Here is a 26355-nt window from a genome sequence, read left to right on the forward strand (position 1 = left end):
GCGGGGAACACGCGGCATTTGAACGAAATGGAAGTGGCGGCATTGGTTTATCCCCGCTGGCGCGGGGAACACACTAAACGTATGTCATTGTTTATAAACTACTTTTTATCAGCACCACATTCTACCAACATAATCGCAACAATTTAAATTATTAAAGAACAGCTAATTTGCTGATTTTGATGCAAAAAAGTTCATAGAATGATTTTTTCTTTAAATTTACCAAAATAGCGTGATCCGTGCATCGCTATGGAAAAATTTATCAGCGCTTTTATACACTCATCGAAATTCACATAGAGAAAATAAACAATGCAAGGTAATGGATGAGTCACAGACGGCATCGGCAGGCCGTCTGTAAGATTAGTAATGCATCAGGCGATATTTAAATATTTATGCGTTTGCATAGACAGCCGCCAGTTACGTGCAATACACGTTTCAATACACAGACGCGTCGCGTCTTCTTTCTGGCTAATGGGCTGCAAAGCAATCACGCGCGGTTTATCATCGCTCAACGTGGCTAACAGTTCATCCAGCGCCTCAATATCACGAACTCGCCCAACGGGATGCTTGATTTCATTGGCGCGCTCCAGCGCCTGGGAAAGCACGTCATATCCTCCGCGCATATTCACTTTTGGTGAAACCGTGACCCAGGTGTTAGGCGTACAGCGCACTTCGTGCGTCCCGCTGGTTTCAATCTGACAACTAAAACCACTCTTTTCAAGCAGATCGGTGAGCGGCATGAGGTCGTGAATACAGGGTTCGCCACCGGTGATGACAACGTGACGCGCGGTATAGCCCTGACGATTAATCACCGCCAGCAAGTCTTCACTGCTCGCAGCACCCCATTTGTCGCTCTCTTTGGTTTTTGCCAGAATGCTGAACAGAGACACTTCCCGATCGCTCAGTTTATCCCAGGTATGCTTAGTATCACACCAGGCACAGCCGACCGGACATCCCTGTAAACGAATAAAAATAGCGGGGACGCCGGTAAAATAACCCTCGCCTTGTAGGGTCTGGAACATCTCGTTAATCGGGTACTGCATAGCGTTCTCTGTTAAGGGGATAATCGTTAATTATTGCAGATTTCGTCTGCCCGGTCATGCACAGCGGCTGCGCTATTGAACCGATACAAAAAAACCCGCCGAAGCGGGTTTATACGTTAAGAGGTAAAAGCAGGATTACGCCTGGCCTTTGATCTCTTTACGACCGTTGTACGGTGCTTTTTCGCCCAGAGCTTCTTCGATACGAATCAGCTGGTTGTATTTAGCAACACGGTCAGAACGGCTCATAGAACCGGTTTTGATCTGGCCTGCAGCGGTACCAACAGCCAGGTCAGCGATGGTAGCGTCTTCAGTTTCGCCAGAACGGTGAGAGATGACAGCAGTGTAGCCAGCGTCTTTCGCCATCTTGATTGCAGCCAGAGTTTCGGTCAGAGAACCGATCTGGTTGAATTTGATCAGGATGGAGTTAGCGATGCCTTTCTCGATGCCTTCTTTCAGGATTTTGGTGTTGGTTACGAACAGGTCGTCACCAACCAGCTGGATTTTGTCGCCCAGTACTTTGGTCTGGTATGCAAAACCGTCCCAGTCAGACTCGTCCAGACCATCTTCGATGGAAACGATCGGGTACTGTTTGGTCAGTTCTTCCAGGAAGTGGGTGAATTCTTCGGAGGTGAACGCTTTGTTGCCTTCGCCAGCCAGAACGTATTTACCATCTTTGTAGAATTCAGATGCTGCGCAGTCCATCGCCAGGGTGATGTCTTTACCCAGCTCGTAACCAGCCGCTTTAACCGCTTCAGCGATAACAGCCAGTGCTTCCGCGTTGGAGCCCAGGTTCGGCGCATAGCCGCCTTCGTCACCCACAGCGGTGTTCATGCCTTTGCCTTTCAGCACTTTTGCCAGGTGATGGAAAACTTCAGAACCCATACGGATGGCTTCTTTAACCGTTTTCGCGCCAACCGGCTGGATCATGAATTCCTGGATGTCGACGTTGTTGTCAGCGTGCTCGCCACCGTTGATGATGTTCATCATCGGAACCGGCATGGAGTATTTGCCCGGAGTGCCGTTCAGTTCAGCAATGTGCTCGTACAGCGGCATACCTTTAGCGGCAGCAGCAGCTTTGGCGTTAGCCAGAGAGACAGCCAGAATGGCGTTTGCACCGAAGTTAGATTTGTTTTCAGTACCGTCCAGGTCGATCATGATTTTGTCGATACCAGCCTGGTCTTTAGCGTCTTTGCCAAGAATAGCCTGAGCGATCGGGCCGTTAACCGCGCCAACAGCTTTGGTTACGCCTTTACCCAGGAAACGGGATTTGTCGCCATCGCGCAGTTCCAGCGCTTCGCGGGAACCAGTAGAAGCACCTGACGGAGCCGCCGCCATACCTACGAAACCACCTTCCAGGTGTACTTCAGCTTCAACAGTCGGGTTACCACGGGAGTCGATGATTTCACGACCGATGACTTTAACGATTTTGGACATTAGGTTTTCCTCAAGTCACTAGTTAAACTAAAACTTCAGACAAACGGTGCACCGCTGAGGGTGCACCGCCGTTCTAACTTTTTTACTTCGCCTGACGTTTCTGATGCTCGTTGGCGGCTTTAACAAAGCCGGCGAACAACGGATGTCCATCACGCGGCGTGGAAGTAAATTCCGGATGGAACTGACAGGCCACGAACCACGGATGATTCGGTACCTCAATGATCTCGACTAACTGATCATCACCGGAACGGCCTGCGACACGCAGACCCGCTGCTTCAATTTGTTTCAACAACATATTGTTGACTTCGTAACGATGGCGATGACGTTCAACAATCGTCGGCGCGCCGTACAACTGACGTACCAGACTGTCATCGCTAAGCTGGCACTGTTGCGCGCCCAGGCGCATGGTGCCGCCCAGATCGCTTTTCTCGCTACGGACCTCAACGTTACCGTCTTCATCGCGCCACTCGGTAATTAACGCCACAACCGGGTACTTACAGTCTGGCACAAATTCCGTTGAGTTGGCGTTGTCCATGCCGGCCACGTTACGAGCGAACTCAATCAACGCAACCTGCATCCCCAGGCAAATGCCCAGATAAGGAATATTGTTTTCACGCGCATAACGCGCAGTGGCGATTTTACCTTCAACGCCACGATAGCCGAAGCCGCCGGGGATCAGGATAGCGTCCAAATCTTTCAGAATTTCGACGCCGCGCGTTTCAACATCTTGCGAATCGATCAATTTGATGTTGACGGTAACGCGGTTTTTCAGACCACCGTGTTTCAGCGCTTCGATCACCGACTTATAGGCATCCGGCAGTTCAATATATTTGCCGACCATGCCGATAGTCACTTCGCCTGCCGGGTTCGCTTCTTCGTAAATGACCTGTTCCCATTCAGACAGGTTAGCTTCCGGACAGTTCAAGCTGAATCGTTTACAAATATAATCATCAAGCCCCTGAGATTTCAACAGGCCCGGAATTTTATAAATGGAATCGACATCTTTCATTGAAATAACGGCTTTTTCCGGCACATTACAGAACAATGCAATTTTTGCACGCTCGTTGGCAGGAACCGCGCGATCGGAACGACAAATCAGAATATCGGGCTGAATACCGATAGACAGCAGCTCTTTCACGGAGTGCTGAGTCGGTTTAGTTTTCACTTCGCCCGCAGCCGCCAGGTAAGGTACCAGCGTCAGGTGCATAAACAGCGCGTGTTCACGACCGATATCTACCGCCAATTGACGAATCGCCTCAAGAAACGGCAGCGATTCGATATCACCGACGGTACCGCCGATTTCCACCAGTACCACATCGTGGCCTTCGCCACCTTCCAGCACGCGCTCTTTAATCGCGTTAGTGATGTGAGGGATTACCTGTACGGTTGCGCCCAGATAGTCGCCACGGCGTTCTTTACGCAGAACGTCGGAGTAGATACGGCCAGTCGTGAAGTTGTTGCGGCGAGACATCTTGGTGCGGATGAAACGCTCGTAGTGCCCCAGGTCCAGGTCGGTTTCAGCGCCGTCTTCAGTAACGAACACTTCCCCGTGTTGGATTGGGCTCATAGTACCCGGATCGACGTTGATGTACGGATCCAGTTTCATGATGGTCACGTTGAGACCACGGGCTTCCAGAATGGCTGCGAGGGAGGCTGCGGCAATGCCTTTACCCAGAGAGGATACGACCCCGCCGGTCACAAAAATATAGTTCGTTGTCATGCGGAACCTGAGAAGTTAGGTTTAAAAGACGATGGAATAACCAGGACGGGAAAGCAGTATACCCGAACATGACCTACGCCACAAACTTTCATTATTCCTCCTCTTCGTCAGGCTGACATTCACACAGGGAGGGAGAAAATAGCCCCTTTGAGGTAAATGTTTTTGACGTAAATCAAGCGCTTGTTATTTAAAAAATCACACAAATCGCTCTTGACCGCCTAAAACCTTTAGAGATCAATTTCCTGGCGTTTTACTTCCTGCCAAACTTCTTCCATTGTTTCCAGGTCCACCCCGGTCATTTCCAGGCCTCTGGCTGCGACAATACGTTCAACTTCGCGAAAACGACGTTCAAATTTATCGTTCGCTTTTTGCAAAGCGAGCTCCGCTTTCGTACCTAAATGACGCGCCATGTTGACCGTGGCAAAGAGCAAATCGCCCATTTCCTCTTCCAGTTTAGCCTGATCAACAACCGCCTGCCGCGCCTCGAACATCACCTCATCGATCTCTTCATAGACCTTATCGACGACCGGTCCCAGCGTCGTCCAGTCAAAGCCCACGTTTGAACACCGTTTCTGGATTTTTTGCGCGCGCATTAAGGCCGGTAAACTGCGCGGAATATCGTCCAGCGCGGAATGCTGCGCTTTTTGCGCGCGCTCTTCCGTTTTGATTTGCTCCCAGCGAGCTAAGACTTCTTCGCTATTATCAGCGGAAAGCTCGCCAAAAACATGCGGATGGCGGCGCTCCAGCTTGTCGCTGATGGCAGCGCAGATATCATTAAAATCGAAGCGGCCTTCTTCCTGCGCCATCTGCGCGTAAAACACCACCTGGAACAACAGGTCGCCCAGTTCGCCGCGCAAATCGTCAAAATCCTCACGCGCAATCGCATCCAGTACTTCATAGGTTTCTTCCAGCGTATAAGGCGCGATGCTGGCGAAGGTCTGCTCTTTATCCCACGGGCAGCCGTTTTCCGGGTCACGCAGGCGCTGCATGAGGGTGAGAAGACGGTCAATTTGATGGTTAGTTGTCATGGTTTTTAATCGGTTGTAAATACCAGCGACAATTGTAACGTATTATTCTTAACCATTCACGCACAGAGACACTACGGTAACGCCTATATAATAAAATATATTGTTAACAGGTGTTGAATGCCACCTTCCCCGTATAACTTTAAAATTATTAATCGATACACAACAATATAATAATCATATAACTAATTTATTAAAAAAACAGATATTTGCACCAGGCATTATAAATAACATCAATTAAGTAAAAAAAATTATGCAAACACTATAAGCACCCCACCCAAAGAGCCTTCCCTTTCAAAAAAATAAATTATTTCACTTTTACGGAAAAACGAGTAGCATGCACGCCAGTTTAATATTCAAAAAAGACCGCTTTTTTTGTTTTTTTCTGGAACATACATGAAATAAATATATTGAAAGTATTACATATAATATTCTATGAGCAGGTGCGATCATTCAGCTCATAAGAATATACTCATAAAAATGTAGAAATATAATATTTTTATTATGACCTATTTTTTACCCAAAGCCCGCAGCATGGCTCTATGCCGCATATCCCTTGGTATACGCGTACAAAATGTTGCCATAAAACACGTTAATTAAGGATAACACGATGAAGTCATCTCATTTTTGTAAACTGGCAGTAACTGCATCTTTAGTTATGGGAATTGTCTCCGGCGCTCAAGCCGCGGGTAGCAACACAGCGAAGGTCACTTTCCTTGGTAATATTGTTGATTCCCCCTGCTCTGTCACATTGGATACGGAAGATCAAACAGTCAATATGGGTTCAAGTATCGGTAATGGCACGCTGAGTAATGGTAAAACGACCATCAACAATGCCCGTACCTTTCATATCGATCTTGAGGGTTGTACCTGGGCTACCGAGAAAAATATGAATGTAGTATTCACTACAGGTAGTGGAACCACAGCGGCTACAGGCGCCACGGATAATCTCGCGCTGATGAAGACTGACGGCACTGGCGCTATTAGCAACGTAAGCCTGGCAATCGGCGATGCTGGCAAAAACAATATCAAACTGGGCGATACCTATACACAGGCCATTGCGGACCTGGACGGAGACAGCATCCTTGATGAGAAGCAAAGCCTGAATTTCACCGCCTGGCTGGTTGGCGCAGCAACCGGCACCGTAGGCACAGGTGAATTCAGCAGCGCCGCCAACGTCACTATCTCTTACCTGTAATTCAGTTAACAGAGTCACGACGATAATACCCTGCCGCTTTAGGTAGGGTATTCCTGTTGAGTTTTATTGCGGAATATATTTGATGAATAACACATGGAAAAGTGTTCTTTGCCCAATAGCGTGCGGAGTGGGAATGCTTCTAAGCGTCTCCCCTTATAGCGCGTCAGGCAAAGACATCGAATTTAATACCGATTTCCTCGATGTAAAAAATCGCGATAACGTTAACATTGCACAGTTTTCTCGTAAGGGTTTTATTCTGCCAGGCGTCTACCTCCTACAAATTAAAATTAACGGACAGACTCTGCCGCAGGAATTTCCTGTTAACTGGATTATTCCAGAACATGATCCACAAGGAAGTGAGGTTTGCGCAGAACCAGAATTAGTTACGCAATTGGGTATAAAGCCGGAACTCGCGGAAAAACTCGTCTGGATAACGCACGGTGAACGACAATGTCTGGCACCAGATTCACTGAAAGGCATGGATTTTCAGGCTGACCTGGGACACTCCACGCTGCTGGTGAATTTACCCCAGGCGTATATGGAATACAGCGATGTCGACTGGGACCCGCCCGCCCGCTGGGATAATGGTATTCCCGGCATCATTCTGGATTACAACATTAATAATCAGCTCCGCCACGATCAAGAAAGCGGCAGCGAAGAGCAAAGCATCAGCGGCAACGGGACATTAGGCGCGAACCTGGGTGCATGGCGACTACGGGCCGACTGGCAGGCCAGCTACGACCATCGTGACGATGACGAGAACACTTCCACCCTCCACGATCAGAGCTGGAGCCGCTACTACGCCTATCGCGCACTACCGACGCTCGGGGCCAAACTTACGCTGGGCGAAAGCTATCTCCAGTCCGATGTTTTCGACAGCTTTAACTATATCGGTGCCAGCGTCATTTCTGACGATCAGATGCTGCCGCCGAAACTGCGCGGCTATGCGCCGGAGATCGTGGGCATTGCGCGCTCTAATGCAAAAGTCAAAGTCTCCTGGCAGGGGCGCGTACTGTATGAAACGCAGGTGCCCGCAGGACCGTTCCGTATTCAGGATCTCAACCAGTCCGTTTCCGGTACGTTGCACGTCACCGTGGAAGAGCAGAACGGTCAGACCCAGGAGTTTGACGTTAACACCGCATCGGTTCCCTTCCTGACGCGCCCCGGCATGGTGCGCTACAAGATGGCGCTGGGCCGCCCGCAGGACTGGGATCATCACCCCATTACCGGCACATTCGCCTCGGCGGAAGCTTCGTGGGGGGTCACCAACGGCTGGTCGCTATATGGCGGCGCAATTGGAGAAAGCAACTATCAGGCCGTGGCGCTGGGAAGCGGTAAGGATCTTGGCGTGGTGGGCGCGGTGGCGGTGGACATTACGCACTCCATCGCCCACATGCCGCAAGACGACGGGTTTGACGGCGAAACGCTGCAGGGTAACTCATATCGCATCAGCTACTCCCGTGACTTTGATGAAATCGACAGCCGACTAACCTTTGCCGGATACCGCTTCTCAGAAAAGAACTTCATGAGCATGAGCGACTACCTGGATGCGAAAACCTATCATCATCTCAATGCTGGTCACGAAAAAGAACGCTATACGGTCACCTATAACCAGAACTTCCGTGAACAGGGCATGAGCGCCTATTTCAGCTACTCACGCAGTACCTTCTGGGACAGCCCGGATCAGAGTAACTATAACCTGTCTCTTTCCTGGTACTTCGACTTAGGGTCGATAAAAAATCTCAGTGCGTCGCTGAACGGCTATCGCAGCGAATATAACGGTGATAAAGATGATGGCGTCTATATCTCGCTGTCTGTTCCCTGGGGCAATGATTCCATCAGCTACAACGGTACGTTTAACGGTAGTCAACACCGTAATCAGCTCGGCTATTCCGGCCACAGCCAGAACGGCGATAACTGGCAGCTTCACGTCGGGCAGGATGAACAAGGCGCGCAGGCAGACGGTTATTACAGCCATCAGGGCGCGCTGACGGACATCGATCTGAGCGCGGATTATGAAGAAGGATCGTACCGTTCACTGGGCATGTCGCTGCGCGGCGGCATGACGCTAACCCCCCAGGGCGGCGCGCTACACCGGGGAAGTTTAGCGGGCAGCACACGTTTGCTGGTTGATACCGACGGCATTGCGGACGTCCCCGTTAGCGGTAACGGCTCGCCAACCTCAACCAACATTTTCGGCAAGGCCGTGATTGCGGATGTCGGAAGCTATTCGCGCAGCCTGGCGCGTATCGATCTGAACAAATTGCCGGAGAAGGCGGAAGCTACTAAGTCGGTTGTGCAGATCACGCTCACCGAAGGCGCCATCGGCTACCGTCACTTTGACGTGGTCAGCGGCGAGAAAATGATGGCGGTTTTCCGGCTGGCAGACGGCGACTTCCCACCTTTCGGCGCCGAAGTGAAAAACGAGCGCCAGCAGCAGTTGGGCCTGGTGGCCGATGACGGCAACGCCTGGCTGGCGGGCGTAAAAGCCGGGGAAACATTGAAAGTCTTCTGGGATGGCGCGGCGCAGTGTGAAGCATCACTCCCGCCCACGTTTACACCAGAGCTATTGGCCAACGCGCTATTGCTGCCGTGCAAAATGCTGGAAGGTCAGCCCACCACCGCACCGCAGAAAAGTTCTCCGCTGCCTGCGCAACCGCTAATCCAGGAACATACGCAAACCGATGGCCAACCAGCCGCGCCGGTGGCGACAACAACTCAAACCCCGCCCATACCGCTGGCTGACAACCATGCGGTGAATCGCAAGGATATGGAATAAAGGGAACCCGTAATGAACAAGACCAACCATTTTAAGCGCCAGGCGCTTATCGCTTCGGTATTACTGGCTGCGCCGCTGGTATCGCACAGCGCGATTGTGCCGGATCGTACCCGCGTTATTTTTAACGGCAATGAAAATTCAATCACCGTCACGCTGAAAAACGGCAACGCCACTCTGCCCTATCTCGCACAGGCGTGGCTGGAAGACGATAAGTTCGCCAAAGATACCCGCTATTTTACCGCCCTGCCGCCGCTGCAGCGTATTGAGCCAAAATCCGACGGGCAGGTTAAAGTCCAGCCGTTACCGGCCGCGGCTAGCCTACCGCAGGACCGGGAAAGTCTGTTTTATTTCAACGTGCGGGAAATTCCGCCGAAAAGCGATAAGCCTAATACGCTCCAGCTGGCGCTGCAAACGCGTATTAAGTTTTTCTACCGCCCGGTAGCCGTAGCCCGGCAGGTGGATAAGACGCACCCGTGGCAAACGAAGCTCACGCTGACCTACCAGGGCGATGGTGTGATCTTCGACAACCCCACACCGTTTTACCTCGTCATCAGCAATGCCGGTAGCAAAGAGAACGAGACCGCCTCCGGCTTTAAAAACCTGCTGATTGCCCCGCGTGAAAAAGTGACCTCTCCCATCAAAGGTGCCTCGCTCGGCAGCTCACCGGTGGTGGGCTACGTCGATGATTACGGCGGCCATCGCCTGCTGGTTTTTACCTGCTCAGGGAATACCTGCAAGGTCAATGAGGAAAAAACCCGTGACGCTGAGAAGAAAGCGAATAAGTAATCCTGTGCGAAAGAGATCCATGACGATGTTGACTCGCTGGAAAATGCTGGTGCTGCTGTGCGGTGGATTCGTTGCCGGCACCGAGGCTGCCGGCACAAAAACCGTGCAACTGGAGCTGCATCTGGTCGTCACTCAACCACCGCCCTGTACGGTAGGCGGCGCTTCCGTAGAGTTTGGCGATGTCCTGACCACCAAAGTTGGCGATGCTTCTCAAACGAAACCTGTGGGCTACAGCCTGAACTGCGATGGCAGAGCGAGCGACTATCTGAAGCTACAAATTCAGGGGACCACTACCACCATCAGCGGGGAGCAGGTTCTGCAAACTTCGGTGCAGGGGTTAGGCATCCGTATTCAGCAGGCGGGCAATAAGCAACTGGTTCCGGTTGGCATAACGGATTGGCTGAACTTCACCCTGAGCGGCAGCAATGGGCCAGAGCTGGAAGCCGTACCGGTTAAAGAGCCCACCACGCAGTTAGCGGGTGGCGATTTTAACGCCAGTGCGACGTTAGTCGTGGATTACCAGTGATGGAGAGATTCATAGTGAAAAGGGTGCTTATCCTGACGCTTTTAATCACCCAGTTTGCCTGCGCCGACAATTTGACCTTTCACGGCAAACTGATAAACCCGCCCGCCTGTACTATCAATAATGGTGAAACGCTGGAGGTCAGTTTTGGTAGCGTGATTATTGATAATATTGACGGCGTCAATTACCTGACCGAGATCCCGTGGACCCTTACCTGCGACAGCAGCTTTCGCGATGACGCATTAACTTTTACGTTGAGCTATCTGGGCACGGCGACGCCTTACTCCGCAAATGCCTTAACCACCAATGTCCCTGAGCTGGGCATTGAACTTCAGCAGAACGGCACGGTGTTTCCTCCCGGCACGTCGCTAACCATCGATGAGTCTTCGCTTCCCACACTAAAAGCCGTGCCGGTAAAACAGCCAGGTAAAGAGCCTGCCGAAGGCGATTTTGAGGCTTTTGCCACGTTACAGGTGGATTACCAATGAACCGTATTTTTCAAACTGCCGGGCATTTGATCGGAGGCGTAATGTTATGGGCGGTTTTCAATACGCTACCTGCCGCCACGCCTAATGTGCACTACAGCGGTAAGCTGGTTGCCGGCGCCTGTAACCTGGTAGTGGATAATGACACGATGGCAACGGTGGATTTTCATACTATTGGCAGTGACAATTTCGACGCCAGCGGGCAAACGACTCCTGTTCCATTCACACTTAGCCTCCAGGATTGCAAAACAGCGCTAGCCAACGGCGTGCTGGTGACCTTTCAGGGCGTTGAAGACAGTACCCTGCCCGGACTGCTGGCGCTGGAGCCCTCGTCGGAAGCCAGTGGTTTTGCGATTGGCGTGGAAACGGCTGCACAGCAACCAGTGAGTATCAATGCAACAGTGGGTGCAGCTTTTGTGCTGAAAGAAGGGATTACCACCATCAACTTGCAGGCCAGGCTGCAAAAATACGCTGGTGAAGATGTTATGCCGGGGGAATTTAAGGGTAGCGCAACAGTGAGTTTTGAATATCAGTAAGCTATAGGTAAAATTATAAGGATATGAAATGCAGCGAATTTTATTACAGCTAATACTGGTAATAATATCTGGTTTTTGGTGTATTGCGCTACAATGCGCTGAAGTAAGAACGGATATAGAATATAATTCTCAAATTATTTCACAGTTTGATAGCCTTGGTGCACTGACTGGCGATCCTACACTCGATACCATCCATACCCCATTACCAACAAACATTCATATCCTTTCATCGTGCACTAAGTCAGGTGGAGGCGATGGGGGTGGTTGTATTCCTCAAGGTACAATTCCCTATGGACTTGAATCCACCCTTGAGTTTGATCCATCAACTTCTTTCATCAATACAACCGCTGTCGATAACGGTATCACTTATAGTTTTACTGGTGAAGCGGTAAAAGCGACGGCACATGCCGACTGTACGGGTAATCAGGCAACTAACAGCGCAATTTGTGTATGGGATAAATCATTTTCACTTCCCCTCACCTTACTTACCAAACAGAATGGAATAACAATTAACCAGCAAAATCTTACAGTTTCGGTAATACCCGGAGGAGGAAATAATGACACTAATCAATATTCATCCCTTTCCGGCCATATTATTATTGATGAATCGGTAAGCAGTTACGCTAGTTATGAACCGGAAACATCGGGCATTGAGAATCTGAAATTCAAATGGACTGTAACAGTGACAGAAGATACCGAGGGTGATTTCGGTATATGGAACGGTTCACTTGTACTTAATGGCTCTCCAGCGTCCACCCTACATCGTTATTTTCCTCCAGAAATAGTAGATGCTTCATTTTCTGAAAATACGATAGTGCACAGTACAGAAGTCGCCATGACTGGCGCAAAAAATAATGTCGAGCTAGCCTCTGTATATCTCTACCATGGCAATACGCCATGCGACGATACATCCTTGTGTAACTACAGTCTTAATAAGACGTCAGTTGCTCTTGTATGTCACGATCTGAATGCGCAGCTTGCCTTTTAATGCTTCAGACACAACACATTGCCTGAACGGCAAAGTAGGTACGATAAATGGTACCTGGGGGAAAGTCAGCATTGATACAACTTGTGCAATTACCGTTTTGATACCCTACGAATAAACACAGGAAAAATGATGACCATAAGCAAAAAAATCATAATTTCATTCATTCTATTTATGTTCTTCGCCAACAATACATTTGGATCTGGATACGTTAAGATCAAGGCCGAATTGAATGATATGACAGGCACTGGGGCAGGTACAACTAATTTAAATAGTGACCTACGGGTTAGAACATCATTATTACCAGAGAATATTGAGATGTTATGTACCGGTGGAAAGCTACGTGGAAGTCAGGTAACGTGCGGTCCTGGACTATGGGTCGATATTGAATCAACGATAACAATGGATTCCAGTATAAGAATGATCATTGGCAGCACTTTTTTCACACTTCCCAATATGACTGAAACCCGCCGGGCCCGCTGTACATCACATGATAACTCCACACTTGATTGTGTCTGGACCAGCAATATCGATGCACAATTAAATATATCACCACTATACGATGCACAAATAATCAAACAAGATTTAAAATTACATATCGAACCATCTTCATATGATTACGCACAATCGCAATATATTGATGGGGAAATAACTTACAACACCAAAAAACATCAAGTATCCTATGACGCTTATAGTATAACTACTTACGGCTTTACAGACCATAATATAAAAACGGAAATTTCGATTATTGACGCCAATTTTGGGACCAGCATTACCACCATTAATGATAAAATGTCATTTGATAGTGACAGCGTACAAATTATCGCGTCAATCGATCCTGAAAATTTAGCTGCTTCTTTTGATAAATACTCAGAAGTAACCTCAATAAATAAAGAATTTAGTGGACCAAAAACCAATGAGCTCATTGCAAATATTTTTTTAAGACATGGAAATATGCCCTGTGATGTCTATGAATCAGATTCAATTTGTGCACAAATAATAGATAATGCAACAGTATCAATAGCATGTGATGATAAAAACATGCAGATTGAGGCTATTCCCTGTGATCAAAACAATACTGAATGTGCCCGTTCACAGATGGTAGAACTTCGTGGTACCTGGGGACGAGTCAACATTGACACCGATTGTGCGGTAACCGTATTACTGCCATACGAATAGAAATTTGAACAAAACCGATTTTCATGGAACCATACCAGATATCTGGTAAGCAGATAGCTACCAGATATCTTTATAAAACATCAAGCCGTAGCCCTCGAGTATCTCCCTACATCCCGAATAATATCTGATAGATGATTAATATATCGATCGGCCTGTATTTCGCCAAAATGCTGCCAGCAGTAATGCCAGATATTTTCCAGATCTTCACTGGCCTTTAGCGTTAATTTTACCGTTCTCATCGGGTTTGATCATCCCTGTTTTGACCTTCCGTAAAAAGGCATCCTTTTCCCAGGCCTGCGGCTCTCCGCTGTTCAGACCTTCAGCCAGAAGTTCACGTAACGCCTGAAGTAGTGACTCGGCCTGTTTTTCCCTCAGCAGACGAAGAGACTCTCTGATCACTTCACTTTGTGTTCTGTAATCACCTGATTCTATGAGCGATTCAATAAACTCGCGCAGTTCATCGCCAGGATCAACGGTCATTGTTCTGACCATAACAGCCTCCACTGTAAGTATAAATCTTACATAAGAGTACACCGGAAATGAAATGTACGTCGAAAACATACCCCATATCTCATGCTTATGGGGTTGGCTAATGCGGCTTTGCTGAACGAGTAGCAAAGCCGCTACATTATTACTGTCTGGGGTTTACCCCCCGTGCAGTCGCCGTGCATCAATCACATCCGGCACCTGGTTCAGCTTACCGAGCACGCGGCCCAGCACCTGCAGGTTGTAGATCTCGATGGTCATATCAATGGTGGCGATCTGCTGTTTAATGTCGCTGCGGCTGGCGACGCCCAGCACGTTGACTTTTTCGTTAGCCAGAATGGTGGTGATATCGCGCAGCAAGCCGCTGCGATCGTTGGCCTGGACGCGCACCACCAGCGAATATCCCGCCGAGTAGCTTTCGCCCCATACCGCCTCTACGATCCGCTCCGGCGCATGTGAGCGCAGCTCCGCCAGCTGTTCGCAGTCGGCCCGGTGCACGGAAATCCCCCGCCCCTGAGTAATGAAGCCGACAATTTCATCCCCCGGAATCGGCTGGCAGCAGCGGGCAATGTGGTGCATCAAATTACCCACGCCTTCTACCACCACGCGCCCGTCGTCTTTACGACGATTTTGCGGCGCGTATGTTTTTTGCTGAAGCTGTTTCAGCGCCGCTGCATCCTGCTCCTCTGCACTCGGCTTATTGAACTGCGATTGCAGGAAATTCACCATCTGATTAAGACGGATATCACCGCCGCCTATCGCCGCCAGCAACTCTTCCAGCTCATTAAAGTTGTAGCGCGGCAGCAGATGTTTCTCGGCCTCTTTCAGGCTAATCCCCAAATGCGCCAGCTCATCGTCAAGGATCTGCCGTCCAGCCAGGATATTTTTGTCACGGTCCTGTTTACGGAACCAGGCGTGAATTTTCGAGCGTCCGCGGCTGGTCGTCACATAGCCCAGGTTTGGATTCAGCCAGTCACGGCTGGGATTCGGCTGCTTCTGAGTGATAATTTCAACCTGATCGCCCATCTGCAACTGATAGGTGAATGGCACAATACGCCCGCCGATTTTCGCGCCAATGCAGCGATGCCCGACATCGCTGTGGATGTGGTAAGCAAAATCGAGCGGCGTAGATCCGGCAGGCAAGTCAACCACGTCGCCTTTTGGCGTAAAAACGTAGACCCGATCGTCAAACACCTGACTGCGCACTTCATCCAGCATTTCGCCGGAATCGGCCATCTCTTCCTGCCAGGCGATCAGCTTACGCAGCCACGCAATTCTGTCTTCATGGCCGGAACGCACGCCGCCGGACGCGGCGCCTTCTTTATACTTCCAGTGCGCCGCCACGCCCAGTTCGGCGTCTTCATGCATCTGTTTGGTACGAATCTGGATCTCAACGGTTTTACCGCCCGGCCCCAGGACCACGGTGTGGATAGACTGGTAACCGTTCGGTTTCGGGTTAGCGACATAATCATCAAATTCATCCGGCAGGTGGCGATAGTGCGTATGCACTATCCCCAACGCGGCGTAGCAGTCCTGCAGACGTTCAGCGACAATACGCACGGCGCGCACGTCAAAGAGTTCATCAAACGCCAGATGCTTTTTCTGCATTTTGCGCCAGATGCTATAAATATGTTTTGGTCGTCCGTAGACTTCCGCCTGCACGCCTTCGTTTTTCATTTCGGCGCGCAGATGTCCAACAAACTCTTCGATGTAATGTTCGCGATCGAGACGGCGCTCATGCAGCAGTTTGGCGATGCGTTTGTATTCCGCCGGATGCAGGTAGCGGAAACAGTAGTCTTCCAGTTCCCACTTCAGTTGCCCGATGCCCAGACGATTAGCGAGCGGCGCATAGATGTTGGTACATTCTTTCGCCGCCAGCACGCGCTCATCTTCCGGTGCCTCTTTCACTTCGCGCAAATGAGCGATTCGCTCGGCCAGTTTGATCACCACGCAGCGGAAATCATCCACCATCGCCAATAACATTCGACGGACGTTATCAACCTGCTCCGAAGAAACAGAGTCGTTATGAGTGGCGTTTAGCTGACGGATCGCCGCCATATCGCGCACGCCATGAATCAGGGTAACGATAGATTTGCCAACGCTTTCGCGCAGTACATCTTCGCTGACTACGTTGGCGTCGGCCAGAGGGAACAGTAGCGCCGCCCGCAGCGTGTCGATATCCATACTCAGCGTGGAAAGAATTTCTACCATCTCCACGCCACGCCACAGCAACAGATCCGCATCCGGATGTCCTTGTGTCTGTTGCAGGCAATACGCCCAGGTTTCGGCTAAGCGCTCACACGACTGCTGGCTGGAAATTCCCAGGCTTGCGATCCACTTCTTCGGATCAAATTCACCAGCTTTATTAATATGTGCACTTCTTACCGCGACCATCGTCCTCTCCTTAAGGGACCAGGCCTACCGAAGTCGGTAAGCCGGTAATCATTACATGCGCTCGAACAGAACCATTGATTCCAGATGTCCTGTGTGCGGGAACATGTCGAGCATCGCTAAACGCGTAACCTCATATCCCGCATTGACCAGCGCTTCACTATCGCGCGCCAGCGTCGCCGGGTTACAGGATACATAAACAATGCGAATAGGTTTTAATTTTATAATATGTCGCATCACTCCTGTAGCCCCCGCACGCGCAGGATCGAGTAAGACTTTGTCAAAGCCGTTTTTCGCCCACGGCTGCTTCGTGACATCTTCCTCCAGGTTCTCATGGAAGAATGTCACATTATGTAAACCATTGCGGATGGCGTTTTCACGGCCTTTTTCTACCAGCGCCGGAACGCCCTCAACCCCAATCACGCTTGCCGCGCGCGTTGCCAGCGGCAGCGTAAAATTCCCCATTCCGCAGAACAGATCCAGGACACGATCCTCGGCGCGCACATCAAGCCACTCCAGCGCGCGGGCGACCATTTGCTGGTTTACCGCCTCATTAACCTGAATAAAGTCTCGCGGACTGAAGGCTAAACGTAAGCCGTGCGAATCATACCAGGGCGCTTCGCCAGATACCGTTTCCAGTATCTCGCTAAACGGCGCCAGAAACAGAGACAATCCCTCAGAATGCGAAAAGCGTTCCAGTTTTTCTTTATCCGCCGCACTTAATGGCGCGGTATGGCGCAGAATCATCAGCGTACCGCTTCCCGCCTGTACCAGCTCAACATGCCCAAGATGTCGGGTGCCGTGTAAACTCGCCAGACACGCCCTGATTCGGGGCAGCAATGCTGCAAGCTGGGGCACCAAAACAGGGCACTGTTCGACATTGACGATATCGCTGGAACCCGCTTTGCGAAATCCCATTTGCAGCGGTTTATCCGGCAGGCAATTCAGACTTAACCGCGCACGACGCCGATAACCCCAGGGCTCGCCGGCGATGATGTCATTCACCTCGTGTTTCATCAAACGCGCCAGCGCCGCGCTTTTGCTGCGTTGTTGCAGGGTGATGCTGACATGCTGTTGCTGACAACCGCCGCAGACGCCAAAATGCGGGCAGCGCGGCGTTTCTCGTTCCGGGCTATCATTCAAACGGCGCGAAACGCGTGCGCGGGCAAATTGCTTTTTATCTTCTGTAAGAATGACTTCTGCGCTTTCCTCAGGCAATAAACCGGGGATAAACAGCGCCTTTCCGTTATGACGGGCTACGCCCTGACCAAATGAATCGAGGTCATTGACTTTAACGGTTATGATCTGACGCGTCGTCACGCGCCGTTTTGCAGAGTAGAATTGCGCCATCGACCAGGTTTTTCTCAATTTAACAGTGTGACCCTAATTGTCCCATAACGGAACTCCATGACCAACTACAGCCTGCGCGCACGCATGATGATTCTGATCCTGGCCCCGACCGTCCTGATAGGTTTGCTGCTCAGTATCTTTTTTGTAGTGCACCGCTATAACGACCTGCAGCGTCAACTGGAAGATGCCGGCGCCAGTATTATTGAACCGCTCGCCGTCTCCAGCGAATATGGTATGAACTTACAAAACCGGGAGTCTATCGGCCAACTTATCAGCGTCCTGCACCGCAGACACTCTGATATTGTGCGGGCGATTTCCGTTTATGACGATCATAACCGCCTGTTTGTAACGTCTAATTTCCATCTGGACCCCTCACAGATGCAGCTTCCCGCCGGAGCGCCGTTTCCACGTCGTCTGAGCGTCGATCGCCACGGCGATATTATGATTCTGCGCACCCCGATTATCTCGGAGAGCTATTCGCCGGACGAGTCAGCGATTGCCGACGCAAAAAATACCAAAAATATGCTGGGGTATGTGGCGCTTGAACTGGATCTCAAGTCGGTCAGGCTACAGCAATACAAAGAGATTTTTATCTCCAGCGTAATGATGCTTTTTTGTATTGGCATTGCGCTGATCTTTGGCTGGCGGCTTATGCGCGATGTCACCGGGCCTATCCGTAATATGGTGAATACCGTTGACCGCATTCGCCGCGGACAACTGGATAGCCGTGTGGAAGGATTTATGCTGGGCGAACTGGATATGCTGAAAAACGGCATTAATTCTATGGCGATGTCGCTTGCCGCCTATCACGAAGAGATGCAGCATAATATCGATCAGGCCACCTCGGACCTGCGTGAAACCCTTGAGCAGATGGAAATCCAAAACGTTGAGCTGGATCTGGCGAAAAAGCGTGCCCAGGAAGCGGCGCGTATTAAGTCGGAGTTCCTGGCGAACATGTCTCACGAACTGCGAACGCCGCTGAACGGCGTCATTGGCTTTACCCGCCTGACATTAAAAACGGAGCTGAATCCCACCCAGCGCGACCATCTGAACACCATTGAGCGTTCTGCGAATAATCTGCTGGCGATCATTAATGACGTGCTCGACTTCTCCAAGCTGGAAGCCGGTAAGCTCATTCTGGAAAGTATCCCTTTTCCACTGCGTAATACGCTGGATGAAGTGGTTACGCTGCTGGCCCACTCGTCGCATGATAAAGGGCTGGAGTTGACGTTAAATATTAAAAACGACGTCCCGGATAATGTGATTGGCGACCCGCTGCGCCTGCAACAGGTCATTACTAATCTGGTGGGTAATGCCATTAAGTTCACCGAGAGTGGCAATATCGATATTCTGGTAGAAAAGCGGGCGCTCAGTAACACCAAAGTACAGATTGAAGTGCAGATCCGCGATACGGGGATCGGCATTCCGGAACGCGACCAGTCGCGACTGTTTCAGGCGTTTCGCCAGGCCGATGCCAGTATTTCTCGCCGTCACGGCGGCACCGGCCTTGGGCTGGTGATTACGCAAAAGCTGGTCAACGAAATGGGCGGGGATATCTCTTTCCACAGCCAGCCTAATCGCGGCTCGACCTTCTGGTTTCATATTAATCTTGATCTTAACCCAAATGTTATTATTGACGGGCCGTCGACCGCATGTCTGGCCGGAAAACGGCTGGCTTATGTCGAACCGAATGCTACTGCCGCGCAATGTACCCTGGATCTACTGAGCGACACGCCGGTGGAAGTGGTTTACAGCCCGACCTTCTCCGCGCTGCCGTTAGCGCACTACGATATTATGATTTTGAGCGTTCCGGTGACCTTCCGCGAGCCGCTCACCATGCAGCATGAACGTCTGGCGAAAGCGGCGTCAATGACGGACTTTCTACTGCTGGCGCTACCTTGCCATGCGCAAATTAACGCCGAAAAGCTGAAACAAGGAGGCGCGGCGGCCTGTCTGTTAAAACCATTGACGTCAACGCGCCTGTTGCCAGCGCTGACGGAATATTGCCAGTTGAATCACCATCCTGAACCGCTGCTAATGGATACCAGTAAAATCACCATGACGGTTATGGCGGTTGATGATAATCCCGCTAATCTGAAGCTTATCGGCGCGTTACTGGAAGATAAAGTCCAGCACGTAGAACTTTGTGATAGCGGACATCAGGCGGTGGATCGGGCGAAACAAATGCAGTTTGATCTGATTTTGATGGATATTCAGATGCCGGATATGGACGGCATACGCGCCTGCGAATTGATTCACCAGCTTCCTCATCAGCAGCAAACACCGGTTATTGCCGTTACGGCACATGCGATGGCCGGGCAAAAAGAGAAGTTGCTCAGCGCGGGCATGAACGACTATCTGGCTAAACCGATAGAAGAAGAGAAGTTGCATAATCTGTTGCTGCGCTATAAACCTGGCGCCAACGTAGCAGCGCGCCTGATGGCGCCGGAACCGGCTGAGTTTATCTTCAATCCGAATGCGACGCTCGACTGGCAGCTTGCGCTCCGCCAGGCTGCCGGTAAGCCCGATCTGGCGCGGGATATGCTGCAAATGCTGATTGATTTTCTGCCGGAAGTGCGCAACAAAATTGAAGAACAACTGGTGGGAGAAAATCCCAACGGTCTGGTCGATCTGGTCCATAAGCTACACGGGAGCTGCGGCTATAGCGGCGTACCGCGGATGAAGAACCTTTGCCAGCTTATTGAGCAACAGCTTCGCAGCGGCGTCCACGAAGAGGAGCTGGAGCCTGAGTTTCTGGAGCTGCTGGATGAGATGGATAATGTCGCGCGTGAAGCGAAGAAGATATTAGGCTGATATTCGCCGGATGGCGGCGTGACCGCCTTATCCGGCCTACAACTCAGCGTAACTGTTGCCCCGCTTTCAGCGTTGCAGCCACGTTGCGCGCGGTCATTCGTACGTTTTCACTCGCATTCTTCAGCGCGTCCTCCAACGTGCAGATGGTATAAATCACGCTGAAAACGGCATCAAGCCCATGTTCATGAACCACGCCAACGTCCGCCGTCAGGCTACCCGCAATACCAATTACCGGCTTGTTATACCGTTTGGCGATGTTTGCCACGCCAATAGGGACTTTACCGTGAATGGTCTGGCTGTCGATGCGTCCCTCGCCGGTGATGACTAAATCAGCATCCGCAAGACACGCTTCCAGATGAAGCGCATCGGTGACAATCTCAATACCACGCCGTAGCTGCGCGCCGCAAAACGCGTATAACGCCGCCCCCATGCCGCCTGCCGCACCGCCGCCTGCCAGATCCAACACATCAACATGCAGATCGCGGGCAATCAAATGCGCATAGCGAGTCAATGCCGTATCCAGGCGTTCAATCATTTCCGGCGTCGCCCCTTTTTGCGGACCAAAAACCGCAGACGCGCCCTCTTTGCCGGTAAGGGGATTCGTGACATCGCAGGCGACCTCTATATGGCACGCCGACAAACGCTTATCCAGGCCGCTGATATCAATGCTGGCGAGTGTTTCCAGCCCAATGCCGCCTTGCGCAATATCATTGCCCTGCGCATCCCGTAGCCTGGCCCCCAGCGCCTGCACCATCCCCGCGCCGCCATCGTTGGTGGCGCTACCGCCGATACCAATAATGATATGCTCAACGCCCGCATCCAGCGCATGACGGATCAGCTCGCCGGTTCCCCATGACGTGGTCTTCAGCGGATCGCGTTGCGCGGGCGGCACCTGCTCCAGCCCGCTGGCGGCCGCCATTTCAATGAACGCGGAACGCGCATCGCCGGAAAGCCCATAAAACGCATTGACGCGATGCCCCAACGGCCCGGTGACCTCAACATGCACGATTCGACCCGCCGTCGCTTCAACCATCGCTTCGACAGTACCTTCTCCGCCATCAGCCAGCGGCAATTTCAGGTAATCGGCGTCAGGCCAGATCTCGCGAAATCCTTGTTCAATGGCGGTCGCTACCTCAAGAGCACTCAAACTTTCCTTATACGAGTCTGGTGCGATCACTATTTTCATAAGTCGTCCTTACGCATGTTGATCCTGTTAAGCATACACCCAGAGAAGAACCGGTTCCTTACGGAACCGGCTCTGACTTAACGCACCATGCAAGGACGCTTATTATCAAACGTCCAGCCAGGAATTAAGTACTGCATTCCCATCGCGTCGTCACGCGCGCCTAAGCCATGTTTTTGATAGAGCTCATGCGCTTTCATCACCTGATCCATATCGAGCTCAACGCCCAGACCCGGTTTGGTCGGTACTTGCACCATGCCGCCTTTAATTTCAAACGGTTCTTTAGTCAGACGTTGGTTGCCTTCCTGCCAGATCCAGTGGGTGTCGATCGCGGTGATCTTGCCCGGCGCCGCCGCGGCAACATGGGTAAACATCGCCAACGAAATATCAAAGTGGTTGTTAGAGTGCGATCCCCAGGTCAGACCGAACTCATGACACATTTGCGCCACGCGTACAGAGCCTTGCATAGTCCAGAAGTGCGGGTCCGCCAGTGGGATATCTACAGATTGCAGCGACAGCGTATGCCCCATTTGACGCCAGTCGGTCGCTATCATATTGGTGGCCGTCGGTAATCCGGTCGCGCGACGGAATTCCGCCATCACTTCACGACCAGAAAAACCCTGCTCCGCGCCGCACGGATCTTCTGCATAGGCCAGAGAACCTTTCAGGTATTTACCAATGCTGATCGCTTCGTTCAGCGACCAGGCACCGTTTGGATCGAGCGTGACGCGCGCTTGTGGGAAACGTTTCGCCAGCGCCACGATTGACTCGGCCTCTTCTTCGCCCGCCAGCACGCCGCCTTTCAGTTTGAAGTCGTTGAAGCCGTATTTTTCATAGGCGGCTTCCGCCAGACGCACTACCGTTTCCGGCGTCATCGCCTCTTCATGGCGCAAACGATACCAGTCGCATTGCTCATCCGGCTGGCTCTGATACGGCAGCGGCGTAGCCTTGCGATTGCCGACAAAGAACAGATAACCCAGCATTTCGACTTCGCTGCGCTGCTGACCGTCGCCTAACAGCGAAGCGACGTTGACGCCCAGGTGTTGGCCCAAAAGGTCAAGCATTGCCGCTTCAATGCCAGTCACCACATGGATAGTGGTACGGAGATCGAACGTTTGTAAACCGCGTCCGCCCGCATCGCGATCGGCAAACTGGTTGCGAACGGCGGTCAGGACATTTTTATATTCACCCAGCGTTTTTCCCACCACCAGTGGGATCGCATCTTCCAGCGTTTTGCGAATTTTTTCGCCGCCCGGAATCTCGCCGACCCCGGTATGGCCGGAGTTATCTTTAATAATGACGATGTTGCGCGTGAAGAACGGGGCGTGCGCGCCGCTCAGGTTCATCAGCATACTGTCATGACCCGCAACCGGGATAACCTGCATTTCAGTGACTACAGGCGTCGTAAATTGAGTACTCATAACTGTGTCCTTATTCAGAATTAGTGACGACCAAAAACAGGGCGTTTGCGGTCAAAAGTCCAGCCGGGGAGCAGGTATTGCATCGGGCCTGCATCATTACGCGCGCCGCCTGGCAGTGTTTTATACGCGTCATGCGCTTTTCGCACCTGTTCCCAGTCAAGCTCCACGCCCAGTCCTGGCGCATCCGGAACGGCAATTTTGCCGTTTTTAATTTCCAGCGGATTTTTAGTCAGGCGGCAATCGCCCTCCTGCCAGATCCAGTGCGTATCAATAGCGGTGGGTTTGCCTGGCGCCGCCGCGCCGACATGGGTAAACATCGCCAGTGAAATATCAAAATGGTTATTCGAATGGCAGCCCCAGGTTAGCCCCCAGTCATCGCACAGTTGCGCCACGCGAACGGCGCCGGTGAGAGTCCAGAAATGCGGGTCGGCAAGAGGAATGTCTACCGCATTGAGCATCGCCGCGTGTCCCATTTCACGCCAGTTGGTGGCAATCATATTGGTCGCTACCGGCAGTCCTGTAGCACGGCGGAACTCCGCCATGACTTCACGACCAGAGAATCCTTGCTCCGCGCCGCACGGATCTTCCGCGTAGGTCAGTACATCATTCAGCCCTTTGCACAACGCAATGGCTTCATCCAGTAGCCAGGCGCCGTTCGGATCCACGGTAATACGCGCGTCCGGGAAGCGTTTTTTTAGCGCGCGAACGGTATCAATCTCTTGTTCGCCCGGCAGCACGCCGCCCTTGAGTTTAAAATCTTTAAAACCGTAGCGATCCTGAGACGCTTCCGCCAGCCGCACGACCGCGTCGCTGTTCAGCGCTTCCTGATGGCGCAGACGGTACCATTCATGACTGCCCGGCGTGCTTTCCAGATACGGCAGATCGGTTTTAGTACGATCGCCAATATAGAAGAGATAGCCTAACACGGTGACGGCATCGCGCTGTTTACCGGGTCCTAACAGTTCACAGACCGGCACATTAAGCGCCTGTCCCAGTAGATCAAGCAGCGCCGCTTCCAAAGCCGCCACCGCGTTAACCCGCAGTTCAAACGTCCATGCGCCTTTACCAAAGGTGTCAAAATCAGCGGCCTGGTTGCCTTTATGCACCTGCTGCACCACTTTGTTCAGGCGGGCGACTTCCTGGCCTAATACCATCGGAATAGCATCGACCAGCGTCTGATAAATCACTTCTCCGCCCGGCGCCTCACCGACGCCAGTATGCCCGGCGTTATCGGTGAGGACGACGATGTTACGGGTGAAGTACGCGTTATGCGCGCCGCCGATGTTGAGTAGCATACTGTCATGTCCGGCAACCGGAATGACCTTCATGTCCGTAATAACGGGACTGGATTGCGTTGTCATGATAATTGTCCTGCGACAGGTTTCAGTTCAATACGCTTAATATCGCCTACCAGCACCAGATAGCTGATGATGGCCACCAGGGCATGTACGCCGACATAGATCAACGCGCCGTTGAAGGAACCGGTGGTGCCAACGATGTAACCAATCGCGATTGGCGTCACAATACCGGAGATATTGCCGAACATATTAAACAAGCCGCCGGAAAGACCGCTGATCTCTTTCGGCGCGGTATCCGCCATTACTGCCCAGCCCAACGCGCCGATACCTTTACCGAAGAAAGCCAACGCCATAAAGCCGATGATCATCCATTCCACGTTCACATAGTTACAGAACACCATAACCATTGACAGCAACATCCCCAGCACAATCGGCGTCTTGCGCGCGATATTCAGGGAGCCAGTACGACGCATCAGCCAGTCGGAAATGATGCCGCCCAACACGCCGCCGATAAAGCCGCAGACCGCAGGAACCGAGGCGACAAAGCCCGCTTTGAGAATCGACATGCCGCGCGCCTGGACCAAATAGACCGGGAACCAGGTAATAAAGAAATAGGTCAATGCGTTAATACAGTACTGACCGATGTAAACGCCAATCATCATACGAGAGCCCAGCAGCTGTTTGATCTGGCCCCATTTGACGCTAAACGGTACTTTCGCTTTGGTGTCTTTCTGATCCATATTGATCAGCGCGCCGCCTTCTGCGATGTACTCCAACTCTTTCTTATTTACGCCCGGATGGTTATTTGGTTCATGGATAACTTTTAACCAGATAAAGCTGATGATGATCCCTAACCCGCCCATAAAGAAGAAGACATGCGACCAGCCCACTTCGTGCGTCAGCCAGCCCATAATTGGCGCGAAAATAACCGTGGCAAAGTATTGCGCGGAGTTAAAGATGGCCACCGCCGTTCCCCTCTCCTGCGCCGGGAACCAGGCTGCAACAATGCGACTGTTGCCCGGGAAAGAAGGCGATTCCGCCAGACCAACCAGGAAACGAAGCGTAAAGAGGGCGACAATAATGCCGAAACCACTAAAGATATCGACAAAACCCTGCAACAGGGTGAAGACTGACCAAATGAAAATAGACCAGAAATAGACGCGTTTGGAACCAAAGCGGTCCAGCAGCCAGCCGCCCGGGATCTGCCCGATAACATAGGCCCATGAAAAAGCAGAAAAAACATAGCCCATACCTACCGGATCAAGGCCGATATCTTTGGCCATTTCTGAGCCGGCAATGGACAATGTGGCGCGGTCGCCGTAGTTGAAGGATGTGACGATAAACAGCATCACCACTATCCAGTAGCGGGCGTTCGTGCGTTTCTCCGCACTGCTCGCCGCGTGACTTAATGAACTCATTGTTGCACTCCTGAAATTTCGCGTTAGCTACGCTCACTCTGAACTGCACAACCGGTAGGGAATCAGAGATAACGTTTCCTTGTTGCAGCTTTTATTAGGTCGTTTGCTTTGCACGCTGCATGCTTTTATTCACTGGCAGGAGAAGTATAAAAAGCGCGCCACACACACTCACCGTGCAACAACACAGTATTTTGGCGATGAATTACGCCTGTTTATGGCAAAAGCCCAGGACAGTGGAAGCCACTTCACGGAAATGAAATCAGAAGGCGCCAGGCGTCGACGCAGGAGGAATAAAAAGAGAAGA

The 26355-nt window shown here is 51.4% G+C and carries 20 protein-coding genes, 1 pseudogene and 1 CRISPR repeat array (1 of these 22 only partly in view); of the genes and pseudogenes, 9 read left to right on the forward strand and 12 right to left on the reverse strand.

What is annotated here, in order from left to right:
- Window positions 1-72: a CRISPR direct-repeat array (repeat unit 29 nt); it begins 936 nt to the left of the window's first position.
- 296 nt (window positions 73-368) lie between these two features.
- The 4 genes from queE to mazG all read right to left on the reverse strand — a co-directional run bounded on the left by queE (window position 369) and on the right by mazG (window position 5222).
- A complete protein-coding gene (gene queE, locus ABVM99_RS05330; RefSeq protein ID WP_001199961.1) occupies window positions 369-1040 on the reverse strand; it encodes a 7-carboxy-7-deazaguanine synthase QueE in 672 nt (223 codons plus the stop codon).
- A gap of 135 nt (window positions 1041-1175) precedes the next feature.
- Complete coding sequence (gene eno, locus ABVM99_RS05335; protein WP_000036734.1) at window positions 1176-2474, reverse strand: phosphopyruvate hydratase; 1299 nt, start codon at window positions 2472-2474, stop codon at window positions 1176-1178.
- A gap of 82 nt (window positions 2475-2556) precedes the next feature.
- Window positions 2557-4194: a glutamine hydrolyzing CTP synthase gene (gene pyrG, locus ABVM99_RS05340; protein WP_000210861.1), complete on the reverse strand. Its 1638-nt coding sequence runs from the start codon at window positions 4192-4194 to the stop codon at window positions 2557-2559.
- A gap of 227 nt (window positions 4195-4421) precedes the next feature.
- Window positions 4422-5222 (reverse strand): nucleoside triphosphate pyrophosphohydrolase, encoded by an 801-nt coding sequence (gene mazG, locus ABVM99_RS05345; protein WP_000210454.1) that lies wholly within the window; start codon window positions 5220-5222, stop codon window positions 4422-4424.
- A 607-nt stretch (window positions 5223-5829) separates the two neighbouring features.
- Here mazG and ABVM99_RS05350 point away from each other — a divergent pair.
- The 8 genes from ABVM99_RS05350 to ABVM99_RS05385 all read left to right on the forward strand — a co-directional run bounded on the left by ABVM99_RS05350 (window position 5830) and on the right by ABVM99_RS05385 (window position 13690).
- Window positions 5830-6417: a fimbrial protein gene (locus ABVM99_RS05350; RefSeq protein ID WP_000842511.1), complete on the forward strand. Its 588-nt coding sequence runs from the start codon at window positions 5830-5832 to the stop codon at window positions 6415-6417.
- An 82-nt stretch (window positions 6418-6499) separates the two neighbouring features.
- Window positions 6500-9196, forward strand: coding sequence for a fimbrial biogenesis outer membrane usher protein (locus tag ABVM99_RS05355; RefSeq protein WP_071786585.1), 2697 nt, complete (start codon window positions 6500-6502; stop codon window positions 9194-9196).
- A gap of 12 nt (window positions 9197-9208) precedes the next feature.
- Window positions 9209-9982, forward strand: coding sequence for a fimbria/pilus periplasmic chaperone (locus tag ABVM99_RS05360; protein WP_001044459.1), 774 nt, complete (start codon window positions 9209-9211; stop codon window positions 9980-9982).
- 19 nt (window positions 9983-10001) lie between these two features.
- Window positions 10002-10508: a fimbrial protein gene (locus ABVM99_RS05365; RefSeq protein ID WP_000178267.1), complete on the forward strand. Its 507-nt coding sequence runs from the start codon at window positions 10002-10004 to the stop codon at window positions 10506-10508.
- A gap of 14 nt (window positions 10509-10522) precedes the next feature.
- Window positions 10523-10993 (forward strand): fimbrial protein, encoded by a 471-nt coding sequence (locus tag ABVM99_RS05370; protein WP_000832396.1) that lies wholly within the window; start codon window positions 10523-10525, stop codon window positions 10991-10993.
- The gene (locus ABVM99_RS05375) at window positions 10990-11526 is read left to right on the forward strand and encodes a fimbrial protein (RefSeq protein ID WP_023194884.1); all 537 of its coding nucleotides are present in this window, start codon (window positions 10990-10992) and stop codon (window positions 11524-11526) included. The genes ABVM99_RS05370 and ABVM99_RS05375 overlap by 4 nt, the downstream gene beginning before the upstream one ends.
- A gap of 28 nt (window positions 11527-11554) precedes the next feature.
- Window positions 11555-12514 carry a hypothetical protein gene (locus ABVM99_RS05380; protein ID WP_023194885.1) on the forward strand — a complete coding sequence of 320 codons (960 nt, stop codon included), beginning with the start codon at window positions 11555-11557 and terminating at the stop codon, window positions 12512-12514.
- A gap of 126 nt (window positions 12515-12640) precedes the next feature.
- On the forward strand, window positions 12641-13690 hold the full coding sequence (locus tag ABVM99_RS05385) for a hypothetical protein (protein WP_001804980.1): 1050 nt from the start codon (window positions 12641-12643) through the stop codon (window positions 13688-13690).
- A gap of 119 nt (window positions 13691-13809) precedes the next feature.
- Here the strand turns inward: ABVM99_RS05385 and ABVM99_RS05390 are convergent.
- The 4 genes and pseudogenes from ABVM99_RS05390 to rlmD form a co-directional block, all read right to left on the reverse strand.
- Window positions 13810-13929, reverse strand: a pseudogene (locus ABVM99_RS05390) (type II toxin-antitoxin system RelE/ParE family toxin); the annotation flags it as partial.
- Window positions 13895-14251 carry a type II toxin-antitoxin system ParD family antitoxin gene (locus ABVM99_RS05395; RefSeq protein WP_023888681.1) on the reverse strand — a complete coding sequence of 119 codons (357 nt, stop codon included), beginning with the start codon at window positions 14249-14251 and terminating at the stop codon, window positions 13895-13897. The pseudogene ABVM99_RS05390 and the gene ABVM99_RS05395, both read right to left, overlap by 35 nt.
- Window positions 14252-14335: 84 nt before the next feature.
- Window positions 14336-16570 (reverse strand): GTP diphosphokinase, encoded by a 2235-nt coding sequence (gene relA, locus ABVM99_RS05400; RefSeq protein ID WP_000226841.1) that lies wholly within the window; start codon window positions 16568-16570, stop codon window positions 14336-14338.
- A 51-nt stretch (window positions 16571-16621) separates the two neighbouring features.
- The gene (gene rlmD / locus ABVM99_RS05405; protein WP_023194886.1) at window positions 16622-17917 is read right to left on the reverse strand and encodes a 23S rRNA (uracil(1939)-C(5))-methyltransferase RlmD; all 1296 of its coding nucleotides are present in this window, start codon (window positions 17915-17917) and stop codon (window positions 16622-16624) included.
- A gap of 57 nt (window positions 17918-17974) precedes the next feature.
- On the opposite strand from rlmD, the gene barA reads away from it, so the two are divergent.
- Window positions 17975-20731: a two-component sensor histidine kinase BarA gene (gene barA, locus ABVM99_RS05410; RefSeq protein ID WP_000186400.1), complete on the forward strand. Its 2757-nt coding sequence runs from the start codon at window positions 17975-17977 to the stop codon at window positions 20729-20731.
- 43 nt (window positions 20732-20774) lie between these two features.
- On the opposite strand, the gene ABVM99_RS05415 is transcribed toward barA, so the two are convergent.
- From ABVM99_RS05415 to gudP, 4 genes are all read right to left on the reverse strand, one after another.
- Entirely contained in the window at window positions 20775-21917 is a 1143-nt protein-coding gene (locus tag ABVM99_RS05415; protein ID WP_000706477.1) for a glycerate kinase, read from the reverse strand.
- Window positions 21918-21994: 77 nt separating this feature from the next.
- Window positions 21995-23335, reverse strand: a complete 1341-nt coding sequence (gudD, locus tag ABVM99_RS05420) for a glucarate dehydratase (protein ID WP_000107113.1) — start codon at window positions 23333-23335, stop codon at window positions 21995-21997.
- Window positions 23336-23355: 20 nt separating this feature from the next.
- Window positions 23356-24696 carry an enolase C-terminal domain-like protein gene (locus tag ABVM99_RS05425; RefSeq protein ID WP_023194887.1) on the reverse strand — a complete coding sequence of 447 codons (1341 nt, stop codon included), beginning with the start codon at window positions 24694-24696 and terminating at the stop codon, window positions 23356-23358.
- The gene (gene gudP, locus ABVM99_RS05430; protein ID WP_000097015.1) at window positions 24693-26051 is read right to left on the reverse strand and encodes a galactarate/glucarate/glycerate transporter GudP; all 1359 of its coding nucleotides are present in this window, start codon (window positions 26049-26051) and stop codon (window positions 24693-24695) included. The genes ABVM99_RS05425 and gudP overlap by 4 nt, the downstream gene beginning before the upstream one ends.
- Window positions 26052-26355 lie beyond the last annotated feature (304 nt).

This window comes from Salmonella sp. SJTUF15591 (genome assembly GCF_043356435.1).
Lineage (GTDB): Bacteria > Pseudomonadota > Gammaproteobacteria > Enterobacterales > Enterobacteriaceae > Salmonella > Salmonella enterica.

What these genes read in the sequence shown, in the direction of transcription:
- queE (WP_001199961.1), bottom strand. Translation starts at nt 1,040, where the DNA reads ATGCAGTACCCGATTAACGAGATGTTCCAGACCCTACAAGGCGAGGGT.
- eno (WP_000036734.1), bottom strand. Translation starts at nt 2,474, where the DNA reads ATGTCCAAAATCGTTAAAGTCATCGGTCGTGAAATCATCGACTCCCGT.
- pyrG (WP_000210861.1), bottom strand. Translation starts at nt 4,194, where the DNA reads ATGACAACGAACTATATTTTTGTGACCGGCGGGGTCGTATCCTCTCTG.
- mazG (WP_000210454.1), bottom strand. Translation starts at nt 5,222, where the DNA reads ATGACAACTAACCATCAAATTGACCGTCTTCTCACCCTCATGCAGCGC.
- ABVM99_RS05350 (WP_000842511.1), top strand. Translation starts at nt 5,830, where the DNA reads ATGAAGTCATCTCATTTTTGTAAACTGGCAGTAACTGCATCTTTAGTT.
- ABVM99_RS05355 (WP_071786585.1), top strand. Translation starts at nt 6,500, where the DNA reads ATGAATAACACATGGAAAAGTGTTCTTTGCCCAATAGCGTGCGGAGTG.
- ABVM99_RS05360 (WP_001044459.1), top strand. Translation starts at nt 9,209, where the DNA reads ATGAACAAGACCAACCATTTTAAGCGCCAGGCGCTTATCGCTTCGGTA.
- ABVM99_RS05365 (WP_000178267.1), top strand. Translation starts at nt 10,002, where the DNA reads ATGACGATGTTGACTCGCTGGAAAATGCTGGTGCTGCTGTGCGGTGGA.
- ABVM99_RS05375 (WP_023194884.1), top strand. Translation starts at nt 10,990, where the DNA reads ATGAACCGTATTTTTCAAACTGCCGGGCATTTGATCGGAGGCGTAATG.
- ABVM99_RS05380 (WP_023194885.1), top strand. Translation starts at nt 11,555, where the DNA reads ATGCAGCGAATTTTATTACAGCTAATACTGGTAATAATATCTGGTTTT.
- ABVM99_RS05385 (WP_001804980.1), top strand. Translation starts at nt 12,641, where the DNA reads ATGATGACCATAAGCAAAAAAATCATAATTTCATTCATTCTATTTATG.
- ABVM99_RS05395 (WP_023888681.1), bottom strand. Translation starts at nt 14,251, where the DNA reads ATGTTTTCGACGTACATTTCATTTCCGGTGTACTCTTATGTAAGATTT.
- relA (WP_000226841.1), bottom strand. Translation starts at nt 16,570, where the DNA reads ATGGTCGCGGTAAGAAGTGCACATATTAATAAAGCTGGTGAATTTGAT.
- rlmD (WP_023194886.1), bottom strand. Translation starts at nt 17,917, where the DNA reads ATGGCGCAATTCTACTCTGCAAAACGGCGCGTGACGACGCGTCAGATC.
- barA (WP_000186400.1), top strand. Translation starts at nt 17,975, where the DNA reads ATGACCAACTACAGCCTGCGCGCACGCATGATGATTCTGATCCTGGCC.
- ABVM99_RS05415 (WP_000706477.1), bottom strand. Translation starts at nt 21,917, where the DNA reads ATGAAAATAGTGATCGCACCAGACTCGTATAAGGAAAGTTTGAGTGCT.
- gudD (WP_000107113.1), bottom strand. Translation starts at nt 23,335, where the DNA reads ATGAGTACTCAATTTACGACGCCTGTAGTCACTGAAATGCAGGTTATC.
- ABVM99_RS05425 (WP_023194887.1), bottom strand. Translation starts at nt 24,696, where the DNA reads ATGACAACGCAATCCAGTCCCGTTATTACGGACATGAAGGTCATTCCG.
- gudP (WP_000097015.1), bottom strand. Translation starts at nt 26,051, where the DNA reads ATGAGTTCATTAAGTCACGCGGCGAGCAGTGCGGAGAAACGCACGAAC.